Genomic DNA, 25,192 nt, shown 5'->3' on the forward strand with positions numbered 1-25,192 from the left:
ACAACCCGTACGACAAGAGGGGTGTGCCGTGTCCGACCAGGAGAGCCCGTTTCTCACGGTGCTGACCACCGCCGACAGCGCCGCGAAGGCGCGCACCGCGTCGGGTGCGTCGGCCGCAGGGCGCACCCGGCCGTCCGCCGGCAGGCGCGGCCAGGCGGCGGGCGCGAGCGCCGGCGCGCACAGCGCCAGCACCGCCTGCGCGAGCCGCCGCCGCTCGCGCCGTGTCCGCAGCGCCCCGTACCGCGACCGCCGCCCGCCGCAGGCCCCCGCCCTCCTGGACGCCGCGGGCACCCGCGCGGTTCGCCCGGGGACACACCCCCGCAGCGCAGCCGTGCCCGCCCGTCCCTCGCCGCACGAACGCACGAACGCACGAACGCACGAACGCACGCGCCCAGCGCCCCGCGGCTCCGCCCCGTGCCCCCGCCGCCGCACGCGCGGCGCCGCTCCCGCACCGCACTCCGCCCGCGCGCCCCCGGCCCGCGCGCCCCGCGCCCCGCCGGGCCGGTTACGGTCGGAGCCATGGCAGGCACCTCAGGACCCCGCACGCCCCGGCCCGTGCCCGCAGCCGGCACCCGCGGCCACGAGACCGTCGGGAGCCACGACCCGGCCGAGAGCCACGACACCGCCGACCACTACGACGACGCCGCCACCGCCCGCTGGGTCGCCGAGCCCGACAAGCGGCCCGGCCGCACGGCCTTCCAGCGCGACCGCGCCCGCGTCCTGCACTCCTCCGCGCTGCGCAGGCTCGCGGGCAAGACCCAGGTCGTCACGCCCGGCGCGCCGGGCGAGGAGTGGGACGCGAGCCCCCGCACCCGGCTCACCCACTCGCTCGAATGCGCCCAGGTCGGCCGGGAGCTCGGCGCGGCCCTCGGCTGCGACCCCGACCTGGTCGAGGCGGCCTGCCTCTCGCACGACATGGGACACCCGCCGTTCGGCCACAACGGCGAGCGCGTACTGGACGAGTTCGCCGCGGACTGCGGCGGCTTCGAGGGCAACGCCCAGTCGCTGCGCCTCCTCACCCGTATCGAGCCGAAGCGCTTCGCGCCCGCCGCGGACGGCACGCCGGGCGCGGGGGTCGGACTCAACCTCACCAGGGCCGCCCTGGACGCCGCCACCAAGTACCCCTGGCCGCGCGCCGCCCCCGAGGCGGCGGCCGCGGGCTCCGCGGGCCGCGTCAAGTTCGGTGTGTACGAGGACGACCTGCCGGTCTTCACCTGGCTGCGCGAGGGCGCCCCGCCCGGCCGCACCTGCTTCGAGGCGCAGGTCATGGACTGGGCCGACGACGTGGCGTACTCCGTCCACGACTTCGAGGACGGCCTGTACGCCGGGTACGTCGAGCCCGCGGCCCTCGCCTCGCCCACCGAGCGTGAGGCCATCTGGGCCGTGGCGCTGGGGCGTTACACCGGACCGGGCACCGCCCCTGAGGAACTCGCCGAAGCGCTCGACCGGCTGACGGCCGAGGAGTGGTGGCCGCACGCCTACGACGGCACGGCCGTCGCGCAGGGCCGGGTCAAGGACGCCACCAGCCAGCTCATCGGCAGGTTCTGCCTGGCCGCGGAGACCGCGACCCGGGCCGCGTACGGCACGGGCCCGCTGACCCGGTACGGCGCCCGCCTGGCCGTGCCCCGCGCGGCCAGGCTCGAATGCGCGGTGCTCAAGGCGGTCGCCGACCTGTACGTCATGCGGCGCGCCGACCAGGAGGCGATCCGCGCCGACCAGCGCGTGGTGCTCGCCGAACTGGGGCACGCGCTGGCCGCCCGCGCGCCGTACGGCCTGACGCCGCAGTTCCGCGCCCTGTTCGAGGCAGCAGGGGACGACCGGGCCCGCACCCGCGTCCTCGTGGACCAGATCGCCTCCCTCACCGACGCCGCCGCCCGCGCGCTGCACGCCCGCGTGACGCGAGCCCCCCGGGAAAGCCCCTGAGGACCCCCGCCGCCCACGCGCCCCCGGGAACCGCCCGCCGGCACCGCACGGCCCGACACCGGGTGGCCCCGTGCCCGCGGCTTCCCCGCGATGCGGCAAGATCGGCGGCGGCACACCGCACGGCCGCGTACGGCCCCCGCCCGTGACGCGACCGCGCGCGAGTCCCAGCCCCGGGCGCGAACCGCCGGGACCGGGGCGAGAAGACATCCCCGTGGAGCACCCCCCCTCTTCCGCCATCACGCTCCGTGCGGGACGCTCGCAGGTGGCGGCAGCACTACGAGGAGGCATCAAGTGGTCGACGCACATCGCACCTTCGTCATCGTCGGTGGCGGTCTCGCCGCGGCGAAAGCGGCGGAGACGCTCCGCGCGGAGGGGTTCACCGGCCGAGTGATCCTGATCGGCGACGAGCGAGACCACCCCTACGAACGGCCGCCGCTCTCCAAGGGCTTCCTCGCGGGCAAGGACGAGCGCGCCAGTGTGTTCGTGCACGAGGCCGCCTGGTACGCGCAGCACGAGGTCGAGTTGCACCTCGGCCAGACCGTCACCGCCCTCGACTGCGAGGGCCACTCCGTGCGCCTCGGCGACGGCAGCTCCGTCCAGTACGACAAGCTGCTCCTCGCCACCGGCGCCGAGCCGCGCAGGCTCGACGTCCCGGGCACCGGCCTGGCCGGCGTGCACCACCTGCGCCGCCTCGCGCACGCGGAGCGGCTGCGCCAGGTGCTCACCTCCCTCGGCCGTGACAACGGCCACATCGTCATCGCGGGCGGCGGGTGGATCGGCCTCGAAGTCGCCGCAGCCGCCCGCACGTACGGCGCCGAGGTCACCGTCGTCGAGGCGGAGACCACCCCGCTGCACCGGGTCATCGGCCCCGAGCTCGGGCAGCTGTTCACGGACCTGCACGCCGAGCACGGCGTCCGCTTCCACTTCGGCGCCCGGCTCACGGAGATCGTCGGCCAGGACGGGGTCGTCCTCTCGGCCCGTACGGACGACGGCGAGGAGCACCCGGCGCACGACGTGCTCGCGGCGATCGGCGCGGCGCCCCGCGTCGGCCTCGCCGAGGCCGCCGGCCTCGCGCTCGCGGACCGTGCGGAGGGCGGCGGCATCGCGGTGGACGCGGGCCTGCGCACCTCGGACCCGGACGTCTACGCGGCGGGCGACGTGGCCTCCGTGCCCTGCGGATGGGGCGCGGCCGGCGGCCGCAGGATCCGCGTCGAGCACTGGGCCAACGCGCTGAACGCGGGCCCGGTCGCGGCGCGCGCGATGCTCGGGCAGGACGTGGCGTACGACCGCGTCCCGTACTTCTTCTCCGACCAGTACGACCTCGGCCTCGAGTACTCGGGCTGGGCCCCGCCCGGCACGTACGACGAGGTGGTCGTGCGCGGCGACGCGGGCAAGCGGGAGTTCATCGCGTTCTGGCTGGGCGGGGGCAGGGTGCTCGCCGGCATGAACGTCAACGTCTGGGACGTGACGGAGGACATCCAGCGCCTGGTGCGCTCGGGCGCCGCCGTGGACCGCGACGCCCTCGCCGATCCGTCCGCGCCGCTCGGCGGGATCGGGCGCTGACGGCCGGAGCCCGTCCACTGGGTCACGGGAGTGCTCCGCCGTCCCCGTAGACTTCACGCGTGGCCGGCAGGATCAACGATGACGACGTGAAGGCGGTACGGGACGCGGTCCCGATCGACGCCGTCGTGTCCGAGTACCTCCAGCTGCGCAGCGCGGGCGGCGGCAACCTCAAGGGCCTGTGCCCCTTCCACGACGAGAAGTCCCCGTCCTTCCAGGTCAGTCCGAGCAAGGGCCTCTTCCACTGCTTCGGCTGCCAGGAGGGCGGGGACACCATCGCCTTCGTGATGAAGATCGACCATCTCTCGTTCTCCGAGACGGTCGAGCGCCTCGCCGCACGCGCCGGCATCACGCTGCGGTACGAGGAGGGCGGGTACAACCCGTCGAGCCAGCGCGGCGAGCGCACCCGCCTGGTGGAGGCGCACCGGATCGCGGCGCGCTTCTACACGGAGCAGCTGGCCTCGCCCGAGGGGGAGATCGGCCGCAAGTTCCTCGCCGAGCGCGGCTTCGACCAGGCGGCAGCCGAGCACTTCGAGGTCGGCTACAGCCCGGCGGGCTGGGACCACCTCACCCGCTTCCTGCGCGGACAGGGCTTCAGCGACCGCGAACTGGTCATGTCCGGGCTCTCGCAGGACGGCAGGCGCGGCCCTATCGACCGGTTCCGCGGCCGGCTGATGTGGCCCATCAGGGACATCTCGGGCGATGTCGTCGGCTTCGGCGCGCGCCGCCTGCGCGAGGACGACAACGGCCCCAAGTACCTCAACACCCCCGACACCCCCATCTACAAGAAGTCCCAGGTGCTGTACGGGGTCGACCTGGCCAAGAAGGACATCGCCAAGGCGAGCAGGGCGGTCGTCGTCGAGGGCTACACCGACGTGATGGCCTGCCACCTCGCCGGGGTCACCACGGCGATCGCGACCTGCGGCACCGCGTTCGGCGGCGACCACATCAAAATCCTCCGCAGGCTGCTGATGGACAACGGCAGCGCCCGCGTGATCTTCACCTTCGACGGGGACGCGGCCGGCCAGAAGGCGGCGCTGCGGGCCTTCGAGGACGACCAGAAATTCGCGGCCGAGACGTACATCGCGATCGCGCCCGACGGCATGGACCCCTGCGAGCTGCGCCTCGCCAAGGGCGACGCGGCCGTCCAGGACCTGGTGGAGCCGCGCACCCCGCTGTTCGAGTTCGCGATCCGGCAGATCGTGAGCCGCTACGACCTGGAGGTCCCGGCGGGCCGGGCCGCCGCGCTGGACGAGGCGGCGCCGATCGTCGCCCGCATCAAGAACTCCGCGTCGCAGCACGAGGTCGCGGTGCAGCTCGCCGGGATGCTGGGCATCCTCGACACCCAGTTCGTGGTCAAACGCGTCGCGCAGCTGGCGCGCTGGGCCCGCGACCGCGGCGGCCGGGGCCCCGCCCAGGCCCCAGGGCCCGGCGGCCAGGCCCAGACCGCTGCCGCGCCGGCCGCCCGCAGGGGGCCCGCGGGACCCGCGCTCTACCTGCGCAACCCGGTGTACGCGACCGAGCGCGAGCTGCTCAAGCTCGCCCTCCAGCGGCCCGAGCTGGTGACGCCCGCGTTCGACGCCTACGAGGCGGACGAGTTCACCGCCCCGCCCTACGCGGCGGTGCGCGCCTGCATCGAGGAGGCGGGCGGCGCCGAGCAGGGCTGCGCCGACGTCCGCGACTACCTCTCCCGGGTCCGCGAGGCCGCCCCCGACGACTCGGTGCGCAAACTGGTGACCGAGCTGGCCGTCGAGGTCTTCCGCGGCAAGACCATCGACGGGCTGTACGCGGGCCAGCAGCTCGTCCAGGTCCGCATCCGCGCCGTCGACCGCCGCATCCAGGACGCCACGTCCGCGCTGACCCGCCTCGGCAACGGAGGCGACCCGCAGCAGTACGCCGCCGTCCAGAACGAACTCTGGGTCCTCCAGCAGTACGGCCAGGCCCTCCGCAACCACGGCGTCGCCGCCCTCTGACCCGGCCGCCGGGGCGTCGCCGTTCCACGCCCGCACCGCAGGACCCGCACCGCAGGACCCGCACCGCAGGGCCGCCCGCGCTCGCCGCGGGCTGGCCCGCGCCCCCGGCACACCCTCGCGCCGTGCGGTACCGGCCCGCGGGGCCAGAAAGTGCGCGCACGCCCCTCGTGGGGGCGATGTGCCGTACGCCACACTGGGGGCGGGTCCCTGCTGCCGCACACTCCCGAGCCCGGCAGCGACCATCTGGAGGTCGCCCCGTGCGAACCCGGACAGCGCCCGCCGCCCCCCAGGCCCAGGCCCCCGCCACGGCCCCAGGCCCGTACGACGCGGGCCCGCCCGACGACCCGCGCGAGCCGCTCGCGCCCCGGCCCGGCGCGTACAACGGCACCGCCGCCTCCTCCGACCTGCTGCGCCAGTACCTGCGCGAGATCGGCCGCATCGGGCTGCTCACCGCGGCCGAGGAGGTCGACCTCGCCCGCCGCGTCGAGGCGGGGCTGTTCGCGGAGGAGAGACTCGGCACGCAGACCGGCCTCGACGAGCAGCTCGCGCTCGACCTCGACCGGCTCGTGGTCCTCGGCCGGATGGCCAAGCGCCGCCTCATCGAGGCCAACCTCCGGCTCGTCGTCTCCGTCGCCAAGCGGTACGTCGGCCGCGGCCTGACCATGCTCGACCTGGTCCAGGAGGGCAACCTCGGGCTGATCAGGGCCGTCGAGAAGTTCGACTACGCGCGCGGCTACAAGTTCTCCACCTACGCGACCTGGTGGATACGCCAGGCCATGTCCCGCGCCCTGGCCGACCAGGCCCGCACCATCCGCGTACCGGTGCACGTGGTCGAGCAGATCAACCGCGTGACCCGCGTCCAGCGCAGACTGCTCCAGGAGAAGGGGCACGAGCCCGCCCCCGCCGAGGTCGCGGCGGAACTCGGCCTCCCCGCCGAGCGCGTCAGCGAGGTCCTGCGCTACGCCCAGGAGCCCGTCTCGCTGTACGCGCCGGTCGGCGAGGAGGAGGACATCGCGCTCGGCGACCTGATCGAGGACGGCGACGCGGCCTCCCCGGTGGAGTCCGCCGCCTTCCTGCTGCTGCGCCGGCACCTGGAGGCCGTGCTCTCCACGCTCGGCGAGCGCGAGCGCAAGGTCGTCCAGCTGCGGTACGGACTCTCCGACGGCCGCCCGCGCACGCTGGAGGAGATCGGCCAGGTCTTCGGCGTGACCCGCGAGCGCATCCGCCAGATCGAGGCGAGGACCCTCGCCAAGCTCCGCGACCACGCGCTCGCCGACCAGCTCCGCGGCTACCTGGACTGACCCCCGGCCCTGACCTGCACGGACCCGCCCTCCGGTCCGAAGGCGGGCCCGCGCGAAACAGCTCCGTACTTGCCGCGCTTTGCCGTACTTTCTGCACTTACTTTCTGCGCTTTTCCGTGCTCCACCGGCAGCGGCTAGGGGAACAGCGCGATCCCCACGAGGATCAGCAGCAGGATGGCGAGGACGACGGCCCCGGCGGACCAGCCGCCCTGGTGCCGCATCCGCCGGGCCGGGCCGCCGCGCGGCCGGTCCTCGTGGAGCGTCGGATGCTGCGGCCTGCCGTGCTTGTAGAACGTGTCCGCCATGAGAACCCCCTTCAAGGTGGTCTCGGTCACTCCTACCGCCCCGATTACCCGCAATACGGACAAGCATGCGCCGGCCGTGGACCCGCCCGGCCGCGGCGGGCGGGTCCACGGCCCGGTGCCCGGCTCAGTCGACCTCCACCACCGCCTGCGCGAACTGCGCCTTGTACAGCCGCGCGTACGCACCGTCAGCGGCCAGCAGCTCCCCGTGCGAGCCCTGCTCCACGATCGAGCCGTCCTCCATCACGAGGATCACGTCCGCGTCGCGGATCGTGGAGAGCCGGTGCGCGATCACGAAGCTCGTCCTGCCGTGCGCGAGCCGCGCCATCGCCTTCTGGATCAGTACCTCCGTACGGGTGTCCACGGAGCTGGTCGCCTCGTCGAGCACCAGGATCACCGGGTCGGACAGGAACGCACGCGCGATGGTGATCAGCTGCTTCTCGCCCGCGCTGACACCGGTCCCCTCGTCGTCGATCACCGTGTCGTAGCCGTCGGGCAGCGTCCGCACGAACCGGTCGGCGTGCGCGGCGCGCGCCGCCTCCTCGATCTCCTCGCGCGTCACCTCCCGCGAGGCGCCGTACGCGATGTTCGCAGCGATCGTCCCCCCGAACAGCCAGGTGTCCTGGAGGACCATGCCGATCCCGGCCCGCAGCTGCTCGCGGGTCATCTCCCGCACGTCGACGCCGTCCAGCGTGATCCGCCCCGACGACACCTCGTAGAACCGCATCAACAGGTTGACCAGGGTGGTCTTGCCCGCGCCCGTCGGCCCCACGATCGCCACCGTCTGGCCCGGCTCGACCGCCAGCGACAGGTCCTCGATCAGCGGCTTCTCCGGGTCGTAGCGGAACGACACCCTCTCCAGCGCCACCCGGCCGCGCGGCGGCGTCAGCACCGTGCGCGGCGGCCCGTCAGGCTCCTGCTCCTCCGCGTCGAGCAGCTCGAAGATCCGCTCGGCCGACGCCACCCCCGACTGCACCAGGTTGGCCATCGAGGCGACCTGCGTGAGCGGCTGCGAGAACTGCCGCGAGTACTGGATGAACGCCTGCACGTCACCGATGGACAGCGCGCCCGAGGCGACCCGCAGCCCGCCGACGACCGCCACGAGCACGTAGTTCAGGTTCGAGACGAACATCATCAGCGGCTGCATGATCCCGCTGTTGAACTGCGCCTTGAACGCCGCCTCGTACAACTGCTCGTTCTGCTCCTCGAACGCGGCCGCCGACTCCTCCTGCCGCCCGAACGTCTTCACCAGAGTGTGGCCCGTGTACATCTCCTCGATGTGCGCGTTCAGCCTGCCGGTCACCCGCCACTGCTGCACGAACTGCGGCTGCGACCGCTTGCCGACCCGCGCCGCGACCAGCACGGAGAGCGGCACCGTCACCAGCGCCACCAGCGCGAGCAGCCACGAGATCCAGAACATCATGGCGATGACGCCGACGATGGTCAGCAGCGAGTTGACCATCTGGCCCAGCGTCTGCTGCATCGTCTGCGCGATGTTGTCCACGTCGTTCGTCGCGCGGCTCAGCACCTCGCCCCGCCGCTGCCCGTCGAAGTACGAGAGCGGCAGCCGCGCCAGCTTCGCCTGGATGTCCTCCCGCATCCGGTACACGGTCCTGTTGATCACACGGATCGACATCCGCTGCGCCACCAGCATCAGCAGCCCCGCCGCCAGATAGACGAGCAGCGCCTCAAGCAGCGTCGTGCCGATCCTGTCGAAGTCGATGCCGTGCCCCGGCACGAAGTCCACGCCCGACAGCAGGTCCGCGACCGAGCCCTGGCCGCGCTCCCGCAGCCCGGCGATCGCCTGCGCCTTCGTCGAGCCCTCCGGCATGGTGTGGCCGATGACGCCCGCGAAGATCAGGTCGGTCGCCCGGCCGAGGATCCGCGGCCCCTCCACCGAGAGCCCCACGCTCAGCACCGTCGCCGCGACCATCGCCACCAGCGCCGGCCGGTGCCGCGTCAGCCGCCGCAGCAGCCGCTTCCCCGACCCCTTGAAGTCCGCCGACCGCTGCGTCTGCGCGGCCGTGGCCATCATCCGCCCGGGTCCTCCGCCGCTCATCAGGCCGCCTCCGCCTCGGTCAGCTGGGAGAGCACGATCTCCCGGTACGTCTCGTTCGACGCCATGAGTTCGGTGTGGCGGCCCGTGCCGACCACCCGGCCCTCGTCGAGCACCACGATCCGGTCGGCGTCCCTGATGGTCGACACGCGCTGCGCGACGATCACCACCGTCGCCTCCGCCGTCTCCCGTGAGAGCGCCGCGCGCAGCGCCGCGTCCGTCGCGTAGTCGAGCGCGGAGAACGAGTCGTCGAACAGGAAGATCTCGGGACGCTGCACCAGCGTCCGCGCGATCGAAAGGCGCTGGCGCTGACCGCCGGACACGTTGGTGCCGCCCTGCGCGATCGGCGCGTCGAGGCCGCCCTCCAGCTTCGCCACGAAGTCCTTGGCCTGCGCCACCTCCAGCGCGTGCCACAGCTCGTCGTCCGTCGCGTCCGGGTTCCCGTACCGCAGGTTCGTCGCGACCGTCCCCGAGAACAGGTACGGCTTCTGCGGCACCAGGCTGACGGTCTTCGCGAGCAGCACGGGGTCGATGTCCCGCACGTCCTCCCCGTCGACCAGCACCTTGCCCGCGGTCACGTCCATCAGCCGCGGCACCAGCGTCAGCAGCGTCGACTTGCCGCTGCCCGTCGAGCCGATGACGGCGGTCGTCTCGCCGGGCCGTGCGACCAGGGCCACCGCCCTCAGCACGGACTCCTCGGCGCCCGGATAGCGGAAGTCGACGTCCCTGATCTCCAGGCGTCCGTGCGTGGGCAGCTCACGCACCGGGCTCAGCGGCGGCACCACGCTCGACTCCGTCGAGAGCACCTCCTCGACGCGCTCGGCGCACACCTCGGCGCGCGGCACCATGATGAACATGAAGGTGGCCATCATCACGGCCATCACGATCTGCATCAGGTACGAGAGGAACGCCGTCAGCGCGCCGATCTGCATGTGCCCGTCGTCGATGCGGTGCGCCCCGAACCAGACCACGGCGATCGACGAGAGGTTGATCACCGTCATCACCGTCGGGAACATCAGCGACATCAGGCGGCCCGTCGACAGCTGGAGTTCGGCCACCTCGGTGTTGGCGGTCTCGAAGCGGCCACGCTCGTAGTCGTCGCGGACGAACGCGCGGATCACGCGGTTGCCGGTGATCTGCTCCCGCAGCACCCGGTTCACGTTGTCCAGCTTCTTCTGCATCTGCCGGAACAGCGGCCGCATCCTGCGCACGATCAGACTCACCGACACCGCGAGCACCGGCACCACGGCGAGCAGGATCGCCGAGAGCGGCACGTCCTGGCTGAGGGCCATCACGATGCCGCCGACGCACATGATCGGGGCGGACACCATCAGCGTGAACGACATCAGCGTCAGCATCTGGATCTGCTGCACGTCATTGGTCGTACGGGTGATCAGCGAGGGCGCGCCGAACCCGTTCACCTCGCGCGCGGAGAAGCTCTGCACCCGGTGGAAGACCGCGGAGCGCACGTCCCGGCCGAGCGAGGAGGCCGTACGCGCCCCGTAGTACACGGCGCCGACGTTGCAGAGCACCTGGCCGACGGAGACGGCGAGCATGATCGCGCCGAACTCCAGGATGTAGCCCGAGTCGCCGTTCACGACACCGTTGTCGATGATGTCGGCGTTGAGCGTGGGCAGGTAGAGGGTGGCGACGGTCTGCAGCAACTGGAGCGCCACCAGCAGGCCTATGGATTTTCGGTACGGAGCGAGGCGGGTCCGCAGGAGTCGTAGGAGCACGCGGGTCTCTCGGGATCGGCGGACAGAGTCGCCCCCCATCTTGCGCCACCGCGCGCCCCGATTCCCACGGGTTTCCACCCCCGCGGCCCGGACCGGAGAGGTCCGGTCACGGGCCGCGTGCGGGCCCGTTCCGCGGCCCGCCCCCGGCCGGTGCTACTCGGCCGCCCCGGCCGGCTCCCGCCCCGTGTCGAAGGCGCCCGGATGGATCTGCTCGCGGGTGGCCCGGTACTGCTGGCGCACCGCCGAGCCGACCGCGAGCTCCTCACCCGGCTCGAAGACCTGCGCGGCCGCGCCCTGCCAGGCCGGCGGCGCGGCAGGCGACAGCGTGCCCTGCGACACCCCGAGCGCCCACGCCGCCTGCCGGGCCGCGCCGAGCGCCGCGTACTCCGCCGGCTGCGGCACCACGACCTGCGCGCCGAACACCGCGGGCGCGATCGCCTGCACCGCGGGCAGCTCGGCTGCGCCGCCGAGCAGGAACACCCGCCGCACCTCGACGCCCCGCCCGCGCAGCACGTCCATCGCGTCGGCCAGCGAGCAGAGCATCCCCTCGAACGCGGCGCGCGCCAGGTGCTCGGGCCGCATCGACTCGCGCCGCAGACCGCTCAGCGTGCCTGCCGTGTGCGGGAGTTGGGGGGTGCGCTCACCCTCAAGGTACGGCAGCAGCACCAGTCCTGAGGCGCCCGGCGTCGACTTGAGGGCCAGTGCGGAGAGCTCCGCGAGGTCGTCGGTGCCGAGCAGCTCCGCGGTGCCGCGCAGCGCCCGCACCGCGTTGCTGGTGTGCACGACCGGCAGGTGCATGCCCGTCGCGTCCGCGAACGAGGTGATGGTGCCCGAGGGGTCCGCGAGCGCCTCGCCGTGCACCGCGGTCACCGAGCCCGACGCGCCGAGCGAGACCACCGCGTCCCCGGCGCCGAGCCCGAGCCCGAACGCCGCCGCCATGGTCTCCCCGGTGCCCGCCGAGATCAGCAGTCCCTCGGGTGTGGTGCCCGCGGAGTCCGCGGGGCCCAGCACCTCGGGCACCCCGACCCGGTGGCCGAGCGCCAGCTCGATCAGGTCCTGCCGGTACGCCCCCGCGCCCGCCGACCAGTAGCCGGTACCGGACGCGCCGCCGCGGTCCGTCGTACGCCGTACGGGCCTGCCGAGCAGCTGCCAGACGATCCAGTCGTGCGCCTGCATCACCGAGGCGACCCGCTCGGCGGCCTCCGGCTCGTGCCGGGCGAGCCAGCGCAGCTTCGACAGGAGCTGCCCGGCCTGCGGCACCGCGCCGACCGCCTCGGCCCACGCGCTGCGCCCGCCGAGGGCGTCCACCAGGTCGGCCGCCGCGACCTGAGCCCGCTTGTCGTTGCCGAGCAGCGCGGGCCGCACCAGGGCGCCCTTGTCGTCCAGCGCGATCAGGCCGTGCTGCTGCGCGGAGACGCCGATGGCCTGCACCCCTTCGAGCAGCCCGCCGCCCGCGGCCTCACCGAGGGAGAGCAGCCAGACCTGCGGGTCGATGTCGGTGGCCTTGGGATCGACGGGGTGCGGCGCGTACCCCTGGCGCAGGACGGCACCGGTGTCGGTGTCGCAGACGACGATGCGTGTGGCCGCGGACGAGCTGTCGAGACCGGCGACTATTCCCATGGCACGGGATTCTACGGACAGCGCGAGGCGGGCCCCGACGCCTGTCGGAGCCCGCCCCTTCAGCTACCCGCCGCCGCCCGTTACCCGCCGCCGCCCGTCCGCCGCGCGGCGGCTCAGGTGTTGGTGGTGCCCCAGTCGTCGCCGTGGCCGTTGCGCTCCCGCAGGGAGCGGACCCGCTGGGCGACGGAGGCCGGGACCTTCTCCTCCACGCGGCCGCTGACCGAGTGGTACGCCTTGCCGGCGAACTCGCGCCCCGTCTGCGCCGCCGTCTCGGTGGCGTTGCGCACGGCGGGGTTCTGCGAGACCTGCTGTGCTGCCTTCTTGAGCTGCTCGTAACGCTCGCGGCCTGCGCGGGTTCCCAGAACGTATCCGAGAGCCAGACCCGCGATGAACGTGAGGCGGTACCTCATGGCTGCCACCCTTTCCTAGCGTCGGACCGTGGGGCCATCTGCTGGCGTCGTGCCCTCCGCCTACCCCGTACCGGCCCGGGATCACCCGACGTGACCCGGCACGATACCGATTGGCGGAGCACCCCCCTGCTTGCGCTAATGTATGTGTCGCAGCGAGCACGCGCCGCCCGGGTGAGCCGGACCGGCGATGCCCGTCGCAGACGCAGCAGTCCCCTGTAGCTCAATTGGCAGAGCAGCCGGCTGTTAACCGGCAGGTTACTGGTTCGAGTCCAGTCGGGGGAGCGCGATCCCCTGTAGCTCAATTGGCAGAGCATTCGGCTGTTAACCGGAGGGTTGCTGGTTCGAGTCCAGCCGGGGGAGCACTGATGCGGAAGGGCCCCTCGGGGTCCTTTTCCTTTGCCGGGGACCACTCGGCGCGAGGGCCACTCCTCCAGGTGGGAGCATGCCGACCAGCCGAGGCGGCAGATCGTATGACCGGCTATGCTGCGGCAGACGGCGCGTACACATGTACGCGACGCGCCGAGTGGGGGCGGTAGCTCAGCCGGTTAGAGCAGCGGACTCATAATCCGTCGGCCGTGGGTTCGAGTCCCACCCGCCCCACCACTCGCTACGCGAGGAGAAACCTTCTGACCAGGCACTTAGCCGGTCAGCGGTGAGTACGGCAGGATCTTGGCGGTCTCTCTGGGTGTGGTTTCAAGATCATGAGGACATGTTGGGGACGCTGATTCCAGACATGCCTGGCATGCCTCTCTTGTCTTGAATTTGCTCGTATGTGAGCTGTCGAGGCGGCGGTCTCGTGAGGCGAGGAGAAGATCACATGAGAGGCTGATGCTGCGCAGCCGCGGTGAGTATGAGGCGCCGGTTGGACGTGGCCTCAAGAGCGCCCGACCCCCAGGGGGCATCCACGCGGAGGGACCTGATGTCAGAGGCGGCCCATACACTGCGGGCAGGCTGACAGAAGGGGGCTGGCGAGGTGGCTGTTCATGCCCAGGGACGCAAAGCGCAGGACCCGGACTCCAACGTTCCCCGGCTGGTCACCGTCGTGGACCGGGTACTGGAGGGGGACGTCGTCCTCCCGAAGTTCCAGCGCAACTTCGTGTGGACGCGGCAACAGATCCTGGATCTTCTTGACTCCGTCTCCCGGAACTACCCGATCGGCAGCATTCTGCTCTGGCAGAGTACCGAGCAACTGGCCAGCGAACGCACCGTCGGCGGTCTCGCTGTGGAGGAACAGCGGCATGGGTATCCGGTCAACTACATCCTGGACGGTCAGCAGCGCCTGGCCACAGTCTGCGGCGCCCTCCACTGGGAGCCTCACGACGACCCTGAGAGCCCCTGGAACATCGTCTACGATTTGGAGCAACAAGAGTTCCGGCACGAGACCACTCTCGACGAACCACCGGCACACGTCATGCCGCTGCGTCTGCTGTCGGACGGATTCGAGTTCGCCGACCGTGCTGCGAAGGCCGGTTCCCCCGAGCTACAGGAACGCGCCAAGGCCCTCTACAACCGGTTCTCGAACTACCAAGTCGCGGTCATCACCCTGCGTGGCATGCCCTCGTCCGAGGTCGCCAAGGTTTTCGAGCGCATCAACAGTACGGCGACGCCGCTCACGGTTGTCGACCTCATGCGCGCGGCGACGTGGAGCCCCGAGTTCGATCTGAAGGATGAGATCGACACGCTCCTCGGGGTGCTCGACCGGAAGCGGTACGGTCGGGTGGACACCAAGACGATGCTTCGTACGATCTCAGCGGCGGCGGGGTTTGGTTTCTCCCGTGACGACATGAACCGGATGCGGGACCTGTCGCGTAAGGAGCTGGAGCGTGCCGTCGAGTCCGCAGGTGAGGCGGCGAAGCTCGCCGTCGACTTTTTGACTACTCAGATCCGCACTCCACGGGCCAACGCTCTGCCGTACTACAACCAGTTCGCCGTTCTGGTGGAGGTCTTCCGCCAGTTGCCCAAGCCCACGGCCGCCCAGTTCGACGCGATCGAACGATGGTTCTGGCTGACCGCCAGCGGGGAGTACTTCAAGGGCTGGAACTCGCGCCAGATGGCCGACGATCGCGAGGCGGTGGCCGCCTTCGCCCGAGGCGAGAGCTCCGACATCGAGGTTGGTGCCGGCCTCCCGCGCAGCGTGCTGTGGCGGCGCAGCCAGTTCCGTACGACCAACGCCCCGTCAAAGCTGCTTGGGCTGCTCCTCGCGGAAGCCCATCCCGTCGACCTGCGCCACGGGCGCCGGATAGACACGGACAGGGCACTGTCCTGGCAGAACGACAAAGAGTTCCACCACTTCTTTCCTCGAGCGTTCCTGAAGAGGCAAGGACTGGGCCAGAACCGCGCCAACGTCTGCGCCAACCTGATCATGCTCAGCTCAGTGACCAACATCTACATCAGCGATCAGCCTCCGTCTGTGTACCTCAAAGATCTGTGCGAGACACAGGGGACGGAAACGATCCGGGCACGTCTGGCCACGTGCCTCGTCAACGACGTGGCCTTCGAGGCCGCCCTGCGGGACGACTACGAGACCTTCCTCCAAGCTCGCTCCGACACATTGCATCAACGGCTCATGCAACTCATCGGCACCTCGGCAGCAGAGGCCGGCGACTACGTCGCTGTGCCCGACGACACCGACGGCGAGGGCGAAGATGCCAACGACGAGCCGGTTGATCGGGACTCCGCGGACTGAGCGGATGCCTTGGGATGCGAGTCACCGACATGCCGGCTGGCGACCGGCCACGTGAGCGGCTGTGGAAGCTGGGCGGAGAAGCCCTCGCCGATCGAGAGTTGCTGGCGCTGCTACTGGGCTCCGGGAGGCAGGGGCAGGACGTCCTGGAGCTGGCCGGTGAGCTGATTGCCGCGCACGGCGGTCTGCGCGCGCTGGCTCGGGCCGATCCCCAGGAGCTGGTCGCGCTCCCGGGGATGGGGCCGGCCAAAGCCGTACGAGTCGCCGCAGCGTTTCATCTCGCACGTCGCGTGGCCAACATTGACAGTTCCGACCGTCGTCGTGTCACCACGACCGGCGACCTTGCCGCCGTCGCGGCGCCCCTGCTCCGTGGGCTGCGTCATGAGCGGGTCGTCGTCGTGGTCTGCGACGCCTCGGGAGCGGTACTCCGCACTGCCCGTCTCACGGAGGGTGCGACGGACCGCAGCCTCATTCCCGTACGGGACACCCTGGCCCTTGTCCTAGCCTCCGGCGGTGCGTCGTTCGGCATCGCACATAATCACCCCACCGGCGACCCCACCCCCAGCACCGCCGACCGCCGCGCGACTGCCCGCCTGTGTGAGGCAGCGGCGGCGGTCGGACTGCGGTTCCTGGATCACGTGGTGGTGACCGACGCCGCGTGGCGCCGGGTCACAGCTGACCAGTGAACGCTGCGTTCAGGATCGACGGCCGGAGTGCGTCGAGGGCGGGCTCGGAATGGGCTGCGTCTAGCCGCTCGGTGAGAGCGTCTAGTGTGCGAGCAACCCGGTCCTGTACCGGGCGAGGCGGTAGGCGGAAGACCAAGTCCTCGAAACGCTTTCGGCCGAGGGTGCGGTTTCTCTCCGCGCCTGCCGAGCATGCAGAGGCGATGAGGGATTGGCCTTGCCTACTCAACAAGAAGTGCCGCATATAACTTGTGTTGACCCGATCGTCGGCTGGGAGATAGAAAAAGAACCGGTTAGACGCGATGTAGCCTGTGTCCTCAGACCGCGTCACTGAGATACCTCCTTCCCAGGCCATGAGGTTGCTTAGCGCAAGAGCGTTCTCGGAGAAAGTGAAGTAGCTGAGCTTACTGAGGTTTGAACCGGTGACGGGAGGGTGTCGAATGAATCCCTTACCGAAAGAGCGGATCCCAATGTTTCGGTACTCGCTGTCGGGATCAATCTCGATGGGGGTGCGCTCGAATACGACGACATCGCCCATCCGGACGGACTCGGTGGCCGACTCAATGGCAGAGGTAATAAACGATGCGCCAAGGTTCTCCCGGAGTGTAGCCATCTTCTCGCGCAGCGCCTGAACTCCATCAGCCCGGCTGAGAGTCGCGTCCAAACGGCTTGCGATGCGGCGCTGCTCATCAATGTCAGGTAGAGGTGCGACCGTACCAAGTAGCGTCTCTGGTGTAGTCCGTTTGCGGCGTACCATTGACCCCCGGGGAGTCAACATCTCCCAAAATGGCTGCCAGCAGATGAGATGCTTCACATAGGAAGGTTCCGCGACCTCGGGGTCGATGTCGAATACTGGGTATTCCGGTGAAACGAAGGTTCCGTTAAACTCGTGTGGGACGACGGCAAGCGCGCCTTCCCACGCATTAAGCTTACTCATGACGAGCTGCCCGGTTGAAATTGGCGACAGAAACTTGTATGCAGTTTCCGAACCCTGAATTACACCTCTCTTGATCAGTCCTTTTCCGAAGCTGTAGATACCGGTGATCTTGTACTCTTCGTCGGCGGCGACTGGTACCGAGCTAGTCGCTCGCGTAAGAAATGTGTGCAGTGGGCGCCTCAGGAGATCCATCAGTTCTCGCCCCCTAGCTGAGCCTTGAGTTCACCCAGCAGGCCGAGGATCTCTTGCTCTGTCTTGATCAGCTCGTTGACAAGTTCCTCCGGCGATCGGTGAGCCAAGTCGTCACCGATATGGGGGTTAGCCAGGTCGAGGTTGTAACCACTCGCCTTGATGTCCTCGGCTGCGACCTTCCACGCGCGCTCGTTCTGTTCGCGCCCTTCCCGTCCTTCGCCGCCCCACCACTGGGCGCAGTCGGCGAACTCCTCGTACCGCATGGGCTTGGTCTTGCTGTAGCCGCGCCGCCCCTCGGGCAAGGGGATCTCGTAGAACCAGGTCTCCTTTGTCGGGCCGGTCTTCTCGAAGAAGAGCAGGTTGGCCGGGATCTGCGTATAGGGCGCGAAGACGCCCTGCGGGAGCCGGACGACCGTGTGCAGGTTGCATTCCCGCATAAGCTTTTCCTTGACCTTGGCTCCGACGCCGCCCCCGAAGAGGGAGCCGTTTGGCAGGACGATCGCGCAGCGGCCGCCGGGCTTGAGCCGCTCGATCACCGAGAACAGGAAAAGCCAGGCCGTCTCCTGAGTGCTGACGCCCGCTTTTTCGAAGCGTGCGGCGACGGATTTCTCTTCCTCGCCGCCAAATGGGGGGTTGGTGAGGACGACGTCCACACGGTGTCGAGGGCTGCTCTCCTCCCGCATCTTTACCAGCGCGTTGGTCCGGACAACGTTCGGTACGTCGATTCCATGCAGCAGCAGGTTCATCATGACGAGTAGATAGGGCAGTGGCTTTTTCTCATAGCCCCGGATGTTGTGATGCAGCTGGTTGACCTCGGCCTGGGACGTGGGCAGCTCTCGCAGTTCGTCGTACGCCTCGACCAGGAAGCCGCCGGTTCCGCACGCGGGGTCGAGGATCGACATGCCCAGCTTTAGGAAGGACTGTTCGACCATGAATCGGATCACGGGACGCGGGGTGTAAAACTCCCCGGAGTCGCCGGCCGCGTCGCGCATCTCCTTGAGGATCGACTCATAGACGAATGCCATCGTGTGGATGTCGTCCGCGGACTCGAAACTGATGTCATTGACTACGTTGACCAGGTCGCGGAGTAGGACGCCGGAGAGCATCCGGTTATGGATCTCCTGGAAGATCGTGGAGATCACATTGCGCGGGTCGCCCTCGGCGTCGCTGTTCAACCCACGCAGGTAGGGGAGGAGTTCTGTATTGACGAACTGTAGAAACTCGTTGCCCGTGAACTCCTCTCGAGCCCCCCAGCTCGCCCAGTCGTAGGGCGCGGCGATCGCAGGCTCGTATTCGAGGTTCTCGGCGGCCCGTTCCCGCTCCACGCACACGTCGAACGCGCGGAGGAAGAGGATCCAGGACAGCTGTGGCAGCCGGTCGAGGTCGCCGTTGAGGCCCGCATCCTTGCGCATGATGTCGCGGGCCGACTTGATGGCCGACTGCAGTTGTGCGCGAGTCTGCTTCTTGGGCTGGGCAGGTACGTCGATGGCCAGTTGGCCGTCCGCGTCCTTGGTGGGCATCAGAGTTCCGTTTCGGTGGTGTCGGCGACAGCCTTGGCCCAGAAGGTGCGCAACACATCGAGTGCCGCGTCCAGGGAAGGCGCCGTCTCGGTCAGGCCGCCAGCGAGAGGCGGGTAGGTGTCGCGCCAGAGAGGTGGCGGATCCGGAAGCGGGTAAGGCAAAGGATGAGTGGCCCGTACGGTGAATACATGCCGCACGACGTCGTGCAGCTCATGGTTGGGGAGCAAGCCGGTCTCGATCAGAAGAATGAGATCGGCAAGATCTTTCACGCGGGTGTTGGGCCGGTCACCGTAGTCACGGGTGAAAGCGTGCAGCTTCTCCGCGAAGTGCTGACGCCGGTCCACCGCCTCGATCGCGCGCGCTGGAATGCCCGCGAACTCCAGGACACCGAGTAGCGGGAGCGGTTCTGTGGCGGCCACCTCCTCGCCACGTGCCGCGACATCCAGTCGGACACCGGCGAACGGCTTGCCTGCCAGCCTGGCCTCCACGGAGAACCGCCACGCCGGCCGCCCGCCCGTGTCTGCAGCGAGAGCCATCGGTGAGGCGACACGGAAGGTGAACCAGTCCCCGTCCGGATCTTCACCCAGGGCATCGAGCAGAGCGTCACGCACGGTGTTGCCATTGAAGTCGGCGCCCCTGGTGGCGAGGTCGAGGTCCTTGGTGGCCCGCGCTCGGTCACGTAGCCGGAATTCCAGCGCGGCACCTCCCTTGAGGATCCACTCGCCCTCCGGGTCGGCCGACAGGCGGGCCGCCAGCCGGTCGAAGACGGCACGGCGACGTAGTCGGCCCAAGTCTGTACCGTCCTCGTCGGACTGTCGTTTCAGCCTGGCTTCCAGGGCCCGGCGGAGCGCGGCAGCATCCTTGTATTCCCTCACTTTTACGACAGCTCCGCTCTCATGGCACGCTCAACGCCCAGTTCGGCACGGGGCCCCAGTTCCTGGGCGGCGTGGAGCAGACGTCGGCGGGTGGACATCCCCCGCTCCAAGGCGTCGGCCACGGCCGAGTCGAGTACATCCTGATCCACAGCAGCGGCGGCGCACTCCGCGATGGCCCGTACCGGAGTGGTGACCCGGAAACCCTCGTGCTGTTCGACTTCCGACTCCGTCAAGGATGCACGGTGCAGAACAACGGCGGAGTCCTTCTGTCGAAATCCCGGCGGCACAGTCAGATGCACTTCAGAGGGATTGGCCGTCCCCAGATCATGGACGGCCAAGGCAGTGGCGTGCGAGACAACCGCACGACCCCGGCTCCACAGGGACCAACGCACCAGGCTGTCCGTCTCGGAACCGGGCATGTGCTCGTACTCGCGGAACCGGTAGATGCCCCGGTCGACACGTGTCCAGTTCCGGTGTTGCACGTGGAAGTGCTGCGCCTGGTATGAATAGCCGGCGCTCAGCGCCTGGGCGGCCGAAAAGTATCCACGCTGCTCGACGGCTAGTCGCCACAGCCTGTCACGTGGGGTGTCATCACCGAGCACGCCACCAGGGTAGCATCCATTTTCCTCCTGTTTTGCTTTAGGTCTGAGCGACCACATGACGTGAAACTAAAAGTTTCTTTGAGTCATGCGACATCGAAGATGCGTCTGCCAAGGTCATCGATGGCCTCGTGCATGTGCTGAACCCCGCCGAAGTGGTTTGCCAGCTGGGTCACCCTCCCCATCTGCCGGAACGGCGGCACCCGCAACGCGCTCGCCGACAACTCGGACGCACCTTGCTCGGTGAACTTGTCCAGCAGGGTGTCGAGTATGACGCGAGCCTCCGGAGCGAAGCTGCCGAGGAAAGCCGCGTGCTCACGCCGCACCCGATGCGCCCGCTCAGCCCGGCTCACGAGCGGAAGCTCCCACGCCGCGTTGATCAACAGATCGATCGGATCCGCCTCCGGATGATCCAGCTTGCGAAGCAAGTCCTCCTCAGTGATCTCGCACTGCTCGCGCAGCCGCCTGCGGAGCGCCTCGCGGCTCTTGACCGTGGCCCACTGGGTACGCAGATCGGTCGGCGACAGGTTGAGCTCCAGGACCTGATCGTGCACGATCTCCCGGTAGCGGACGAGCTTGAGCGTCTTGCCGTCGGACTGCAGCTGGTAGTGCACGTCGTTCCAAATGAAGACCGTGACGCCGTTCACGTAGATGCGGCGCTTACTGCTTTGGATCGCGTCAGCCTCATCTTCATCGGTGACGACGTAACCGTCAGTACCGCTACCCGGCAGCGCCCCACCCCCTTGTGACTCGAAAGGTGCCACAGGCTCGGAGACCTCCTCGGCCTCGCTGTCCGGCATGCCCTCATCGTCGGTGCTGTCGATCAGTGCACCCTGCTCGTCCGTCCGGTCGTTGACGATGCGCAGCGGCGGGCCGTCGAACTCCGGGTCGTTGAAAAGGATTGTCGCCTCGACGAAGTCAATGATGTCGAACGACCCTTTCTCGATGTCCAGGCACAGCCGGGTACCCCGCCCGATGATCTGCTTGAACTGGGGCATGGACCGGATCCGGCGAAGGATCACGATGTTGCGGACCGACGGGATGTCCACGCCGGTCGTCAGCATCTGACTTGTCACGGCGATCACGGGCTCGTCCGTATCGTCCTTACGGAACCGGTCCAAAAGCTCCAGCCCGGCTGAACCGTCGTCGTCGGTGATCCGGCACACGTAGTCACGGAACTGCGCGACGATGTCCAGGTTCGCCTGGTTCAGGGCTGCGACCATCCGGTGAGCATGATCGTTGTTCTCGCAGAACACGATCGTCTTGCCCATGCGGTCGGTCTGACGGAGGTAGTCCGTGAGGTAACGGGCGACTTCCTCCGTGCGCTCCTGGATGGCGAGAGACCTCTCGAAGTGCCTCTGTGTGTAGACCTTGTCCGGGATCTCGTCTCCGTCGATGTCGAGTTGTCCTGGCTCAGGCCGGAAGCCCGTCACGTCCACGTTCAGATGCACTCGACGCACCCGGTACGGGGCGAGGAAACCATCCTCGATGCCGTCCTTGAGTGAGTACTCGTAGACAGGTGCCTTGAAGTACTTGAAGGTGTCGCGTTCCTTATCCTGGACCGGAGTCGCCGTCAGCCCGAGCTGGGTCGCTGGTTCGAAGTACTCCAGGATTGTCCGCCACTTCGACTCGCTCCCGGAGCTGCCTCGGTGGCACTCATCAACGATGATCAAGTCGAAGTAGTCCGGCCGATACTGGGTAAACAGCGCCTCCTCGTCGCCGCGCTCACTGTCGAGTGACTGATACAGGGCGAAGAAGATTTGCCGTGCTCGCTGCGCTCGGCCGCCACCGATCTTGTGCACAACGTCTCCGAACACTGGCTCGAAATAGTCGTCCTTCGGCTGGTCGACGAGGATGTTGCGGTCCGCGAGGTAGAGAACGCGGGGCATCTCGCCTCCCTTCCAGGAGCTTCGACGCAGCTTGGACACCAGCTGGAAGGCCACCATGGTCTTGCCGGTGCCGGTCGCGAGCGTCAGCAGAATCCGCTTCTCGCCTCTGGCGATGGCCAGCAGCACCTCGTTCACGGCGCGGCGCTGGTAGTAGCGCGGGCGCTTCGGAGTGAGATCGGTGTTGCGCAGCCTGTTGTCGAACGGTGCGAGCATGAACTCCCGCTCCAGCGCGGACGTGATCCCCTTGTCCTTGCAGTACCGGGTCCAGAGCTCTTCCGGCGACGGGAAGCGCGAAACCCTCCGGCGGTTTCCGCCGATCTCGATCTCCCAGATCTCCCGCCCGTTGGTCGCATAGGCCACCGGGAGCCCGAGCCGTGTCGCGTATCGCTTGGCCTGCTCGATACCTGAGGCCACATCGACGCTGGTCCGCTTGGCCTCGACCACCGCGATGGGTGCGTCGTCGCGGTACTCCAGCACATAGTCCGCCACCAGCGCAGGCCCTCGGCGATGCCGGCGGGCCGACGCCTCCATCTTGCCGTCGTTGATCGGGTACTCCTCCCGCACCTGATCGCGGCTCCACCCTGCGGACGTCAAGGCCGGTGTGATCAAGGCCCGACGCGTCTCCTGCTCGTCCATCCCCGCTGCGCTTGCCATAGAAGGTATTGGTACATCAGGGTCACGACAGCTGTCACAGGAATCAGCCGCTCGAGTCCTGCAAAGGCGAACACCACCGCACCGGAAGGTCGATCCGCTGCGGCAGAGTTCGACTCTTCTCCTAGCTGGGGCGATCGGCGACGAGTACTTCGTCACGTCCGCGTGAGGACTCCGTGAGGACGCGTTGGGGACGCAAGGACAGGCACAGGCTGACGAAGATTCCAGGGTGCGGACAGGCGCCAGGCTGCCTGAGCTGCGAAAAGGCCAAGACTCAACGTGGAAGAGCAAGGGCCGCCAAGATCCTCAAAGGACTCATAATCCGTCGGCCGTGGGTTCGAGTCCCACCCGCCCCACTGCGGCGAAACGTGACGACCTGCGAAAGCGCTGGAGCATCGGGTCCTTGGGCGGTCGTGGTACCGCACGAGTACCGCACGGGCCCTTCGTACGCTTGTCTCCATGGCCTGCATCGAGACGAAAACCTGAGTTCCGGGGGTACCTCGCACATCGTCTACCGGCGCGCCGGGGGCGGTCGCGCCGGCGCGTGGTGCAACAAGACTTTCGACGACCTCCACCCGGCGGTACCGCTTCCGGGGCTTGGTGAACGGTCACGGGCAGCAATGGCCCCCGGGGTGGATCAAAGGCAGGGGCTTTGTCGAGCCTGGCGAACCACCGGTGCCTGATGCCGAGCTGCTCGGGGCGTACGCACACGTCCGGGTGGACCTGCTCACCGATATATCGGACACACCTGTACGAACTCCACGAGGTTTGTCGATAACCATCTGATTCCGTGTGTGGGGAGCTGTCAGTCTCCGACCGAGGTCCGCGGCTCGTCCGCGCACATCAGCCAGTGGACCCTCGGTCTTCAAGGCGGCAAGCCCGGCCCGCTTGATCGTGCCGGAACTGAATGCGGACCGTACGCCGCGAAGGCGATCGCGAACCTGCGCGGACTGCTGTTGAGCATTTTCCAGTCGGCCGTGACTGCTGATCCGGCACTACGCGACTCGAATCCCTGCGTGCACACCCGCCTGCCCAAGGGGAACGGGACCGAGGACGACGAGGTGTTCCCTGGACCCGACGAGTACATCGCCCTCCGGCAGCATGTGCGGGCTGATGCCCTGGACGTCATCGATGCTCTGGTGAGCACCGGGCTCCGTTGGGCGAGATAACAGCACGTCAGCCCCGGGACTTCACGCTGGTGGGCAAAACGCCGACGCTCCGCGTCCAGCGGACCTGGAAGAGGCGCGGCCAGGGCGGAACGTTCCTCGGCGCCCCCGAGCCGAAGAGTTCACTCGCACCCTCGTGCTGACGTCAGAGCAGGTGAAACTGTTCCAGCGGCGTTGTCAGGGCAGGAAGCCGGCCGACCTGATATTCACCGCTCCCCGAGGAGGGGCGTGGCACTCCGGCGTGTTCCACGCGCACCGATGGAGGCCCGCACTGGACGCAGCCAAAGCCGCCGGCCTCACCAAGAGGCCGAGGACCCGTGACCGCCCGCCGGTCTGCGCGCCCAGTCCCTGGTAGCCGGCGTCCCCCAGGATGTCCACGGCCGGCCCCTCGGTGTGGAGCTTGACCAGGCCCAGACCCCGGACATCTGTGGTATCCGCGCAGCTGGCCGGCTCGGCCGGGCCGCAGAACAGCAGCCGCCCGTCGGCGTCCGTGACGACCATCGACGTGACGGCGTTTTGCTTGTTCTTCCCAGAGATGAACTTCTCCCGGTCCTTACGCCCGGCGTCCGGACGGTGCACCCGGGCCTCGGTCCCGTCGTTGATCCCGGTGCCGCCGTCGGCACCGGGATCAACGACCTCGGCGAGTGTGCGCAGCCGATGGCCAGGGGCGATGGTGGAGCCGCATACGGCCGGCAGGGGTCGTACTCCACCCATCGCGCGCGTGGTGGTGGAGCGGTCGACATCGAACCAGCAGGCCGGCGCGTCATGCGTGGCACCGTGGCGGAGGTGCACCAGCGTGGCCGGCAACCGGTCGACGAAGACCAGTTTGTGCCTGGCCCCGGCGCCCACGGCGCGACGACGAGGGCGCGCGGCGAGGGCCGCCTGGCAACGCTCGTGCCACAACGGGCCGATTTCAGCGACGATTTCAGCGATCGCGTCAGGCGTCAGCCCGGTGATCCGCCGGCTACGGATGATTGCTGCACGAGACCGGTTCCCCACCACACACACCATGATCGACGTCGGGGTCCCGACGCGCTGCCGCCGACCGCGCACGAGCTCGTTAGCCTCGCGCTTTCACGAGGTGGGCTGTCCAAGAGTTGATCAGAAACACGGAAA

17 protein-coding genes and 3 tRNA genes are annotated in these 25,192 nt (G+C 69.0%); 9 read left to right on the forward strand and 11 right to left on the reverse strand.

What is annotated here, in order from left to right; all coding sequences use genetic code 11:
* Positions 1-519: 519 nt before the first annotated feature.
* The 4 genes from ABEA77_RS17175 to ABEA77_RS17190 all read left to right on the forward strand — a co-directional run bounded on the left by ABEA77_RS17175 (position 520) and on the right by ABEA77_RS17190 (position 6,757).
* Positions 520-1,923 (forward strand): deoxyguanosinetriphosphate triphosphohydrolase, encoded by a 1,404-nt coding sequence (locus ABEA77_RS17175; RefSeq protein WP_345647801.1) that lies wholly within the window; start codon positions 520-522, stop codon positions 1,921-1,923.
* 291 nt (positions 1,924-2,214) lie between these two features.
* Positions 2,215-3,486 carry an NAD(P)/FAD-dependent oxidoreductase gene (locus ABEA77_RS17180; protein WP_345647804.1) on the forward strand — a complete coding sequence of 424 codons (1,272 nt, stop codon included), beginning with the start codon at positions 2,215-2,217 and terminating at the stop codon, positions 3,484-3,486.
* 59 nt (positions 3,487-3,545) lie between these two features.
* A complete protein-coding gene (dnaG, locus tag ABEA77_RS17185) occupies positions 3,546-5,456 on the forward strand; it encodes a DNA primase (protein ID WP_345647805.1) in 1,911 nt (636 codons plus the stop codon).
* Positions 5,457-5,713: 257 nt separating this feature from the next.
* A complete protein-coding gene (locus tag ABEA77_RS17190; protein ID WP_345647807.1) occupies positions 5,714-6,757 on the forward strand; it encodes an RNA polymerase sigma factor in 1,044 nt (347 codons plus the stop codon).
* A 134-nt stretch (positions 6,758-6,891) separates the two neighbouring features.
* Here the strand turns inward: ABEA77_RS17190 and ABEA77_RS17195 are convergent, their stop codons facing one another.
* The 5 genes from ABEA77_RS17195 to ABEA77_RS17215 form a co-directional block, all read right to left on the reverse strand.
* Entirely contained in the window at positions 6,892-7,062 is a 171-nt protein-coding gene (locus ABEA77_RS17195) for a hypothetical protein (RefSeq protein ID WP_345647810.1), read from the reverse strand.
* A gap of 124 nt (positions 7,063-7,186) precedes the next feature.
* Positions 7,187-9,118 (reverse strand): ABC transporter ATP-binding protein, encoded by a 1,932-nt coding sequence (locus ABEA77_RS17200; RefSeq protein ID WP_345647813.1) that lies wholly within the window; start codon positions 9,116-9,118, stop codon positions 7,187-7,189.
* A complete protein-coding gene (locus tag ABEA77_RS17205) occupies positions 9,118-10,851 on the reverse strand; it encodes an ABC transporter ATP-binding protein (protein WP_345647816.1) in 1,734 nt (577 codons plus the stop codon). Before ABEA77_RS17205 ends, ABEA77_RS17200 begins: the two co-directional genes overlap by 1 nt.
* Positions 10,852-11,004: 153 nt before the next feature.
* The gene (locus ABEA77_RS17210; protein WP_345647819.1) at positions 11,005-12,471 is read right to left on the reverse strand and encodes an FGGY family carbohydrate kinase; all 1,467 of its coding nucleotides are present in this window, start codon (positions 12,469-12,471) and stop codon (positions 11,005-11,007) included.
* Between the two features lie 113 nt (positions 12,472-12,584).
* A complete protein-coding gene (locus ABEA77_RS17215; protein ID WP_345647821.1) occupies positions 12,585-12,881 on the reverse strand; it encodes a YtxH domain-containing protein in 297 nt (98 codons plus the stop codon).
* Positions 12,882-13,090: 209 nt separating this feature from the next.
* On the opposite strand from ABEA77_RS17215, the gene ABEA77_RS17220 reads away from it, so the two are divergent.
* The 5 genes from ABEA77_RS17220 (at position 13,091) to ABEA77_RS17240 (ending at position 16,250) form a co-directional block, all read left to right on the forward strand.
* Positions 13,091-13,163, forward strand: a tRNA-Asn gene (locus ABEA77_RS17220).
* Positions 13,164-13,168: 5 nt separating this feature from the next.
* Positions 13,169-13,241 (forward strand) — tRNA-Asn (locus ABEA77_RS17225).
* Between the two features lie 166 nt (positions 13,242-13,407).
* Positions 13,408-13,484, forward strand: a tRNA-Ile gene (locus tag ABEA77_RS17230).
* A 370-nt stretch (positions 13,485-13,854) separates the two neighbouring features.
* The gene (locus ABEA77_RS17235) at positions 13,855-15,567 is read left to right on the forward strand and encodes a GmrSD restriction endonuclease domain-containing protein (RefSeq protein ID WP_345647824.1); all 1,713 of its coding nucleotides are present in this window, start codon (positions 13,855-13,857) and stop codon (positions 15,565-15,567) included.
* Positions 15,568-15,581: 14 nt separating this feature from the next.
* Positions 15,582-16,250, forward strand: a complete 669-nt coding sequence (locus tag ABEA77_RS17240) for a JAB domain-containing protein (protein ID WP_224337061.1) — start codon at positions 15,582-15,584, stop codon at positions 16,248-16,250.
* On the opposite strand, the gene ABEA77_RS17245 is transcribed toward ABEA77_RS17240, so the two are convergent.
* From ABEA77_RS17245 to ABEA77_RS17270, 6 genes are all read right to left on the reverse strand, one after another.
* Positions 16,234-17,376: a hypothetical protein gene (locus ABEA77_RS17245; RefSeq protein ID WP_345647828.1), complete on the reverse strand. Its 1,143-nt coding sequence runs from the start codon at positions 17,374-17,376 to the stop codon at positions 16,234-16,236. The genes ABEA77_RS17240 and ABEA77_RS17245 overlap by 17 nt on opposite strands.
* On the reverse strand, positions 17,376-18,896 hold the full coding sequence (locus ABEA77_RS17250) for an HsdM family class I SAM-dependent methyltransferase (protein ID WP_224337057.1): 1,521 nt from the start codon (positions 18,894-18,896) through the stop codon (positions 17,376-17,378). Before ABEA77_RS17250 ends, ABEA77_RS17245 begins: the two co-directional genes overlap by 1 nt.
* Positions 18,896-19,771, reverse strand: a complete 876-nt coding sequence (locus tag ABEA77_RS17255; RefSeq protein WP_345647834.1) for a nucleotidyl transferase AbiEii/AbiGii toxin family protein — start codon at positions 19,769-19,771, stop codon at positions 18,896-18,898. The genes ABEA77_RS17250 and ABEA77_RS17255 overlap by 1 nt, the downstream gene beginning before the upstream one ends.
* A gap of 2 nt (positions 19,772-19,773) precedes the next feature.
* Positions 19,774-20,373 (reverse strand): type IV toxin-antitoxin system AbiEi family antitoxin domain-containing protein, encoded by a 600-nt coding sequence (locus ABEA77_RS17260; protein ID WP_224337052.1) that lies wholly within the window; start codon positions 20,371-20,373, stop codon positions 19,774-19,776.
* Positions 20,374-20,456: 83 nt separating this feature from the next.
* Positions 20,457-22,913, reverse strand: coding sequence for an EcoAI/FtnUII family type I restriction enzme subunit R (gene hsdR / locus ABEA77_RS17265; RefSeq protein WP_425588297.1), 2,457 nt, complete (start codon positions 22,911-22,913; stop codon positions 20,457-20,459).
* Positions 22,914-24,253: 1,340 nt separating this feature from the next.
* On the reverse strand, positions 24,254-25,078 hold the full coding sequence (locus ABEA77_RS17270) for a transposase family protein (RefSeq protein WP_425588298.1): 825 nt from the start codon (positions 25,076-25,078) through the stop codon (positions 24,254-24,256).
* Between the last annotated feature and the right edge of the window lie 114 nt (positions 25,079-25,192).

This window comes from Streptomyces tremellae (assembly GCF_039540215.1).
Taxonomy (GTDB): domain Bacteria; phylum Actinomycetota; class Actinomycetes; order Streptomycetales; family Streptomycetaceae; genus Streptomyces; species Streptomyces tremellae.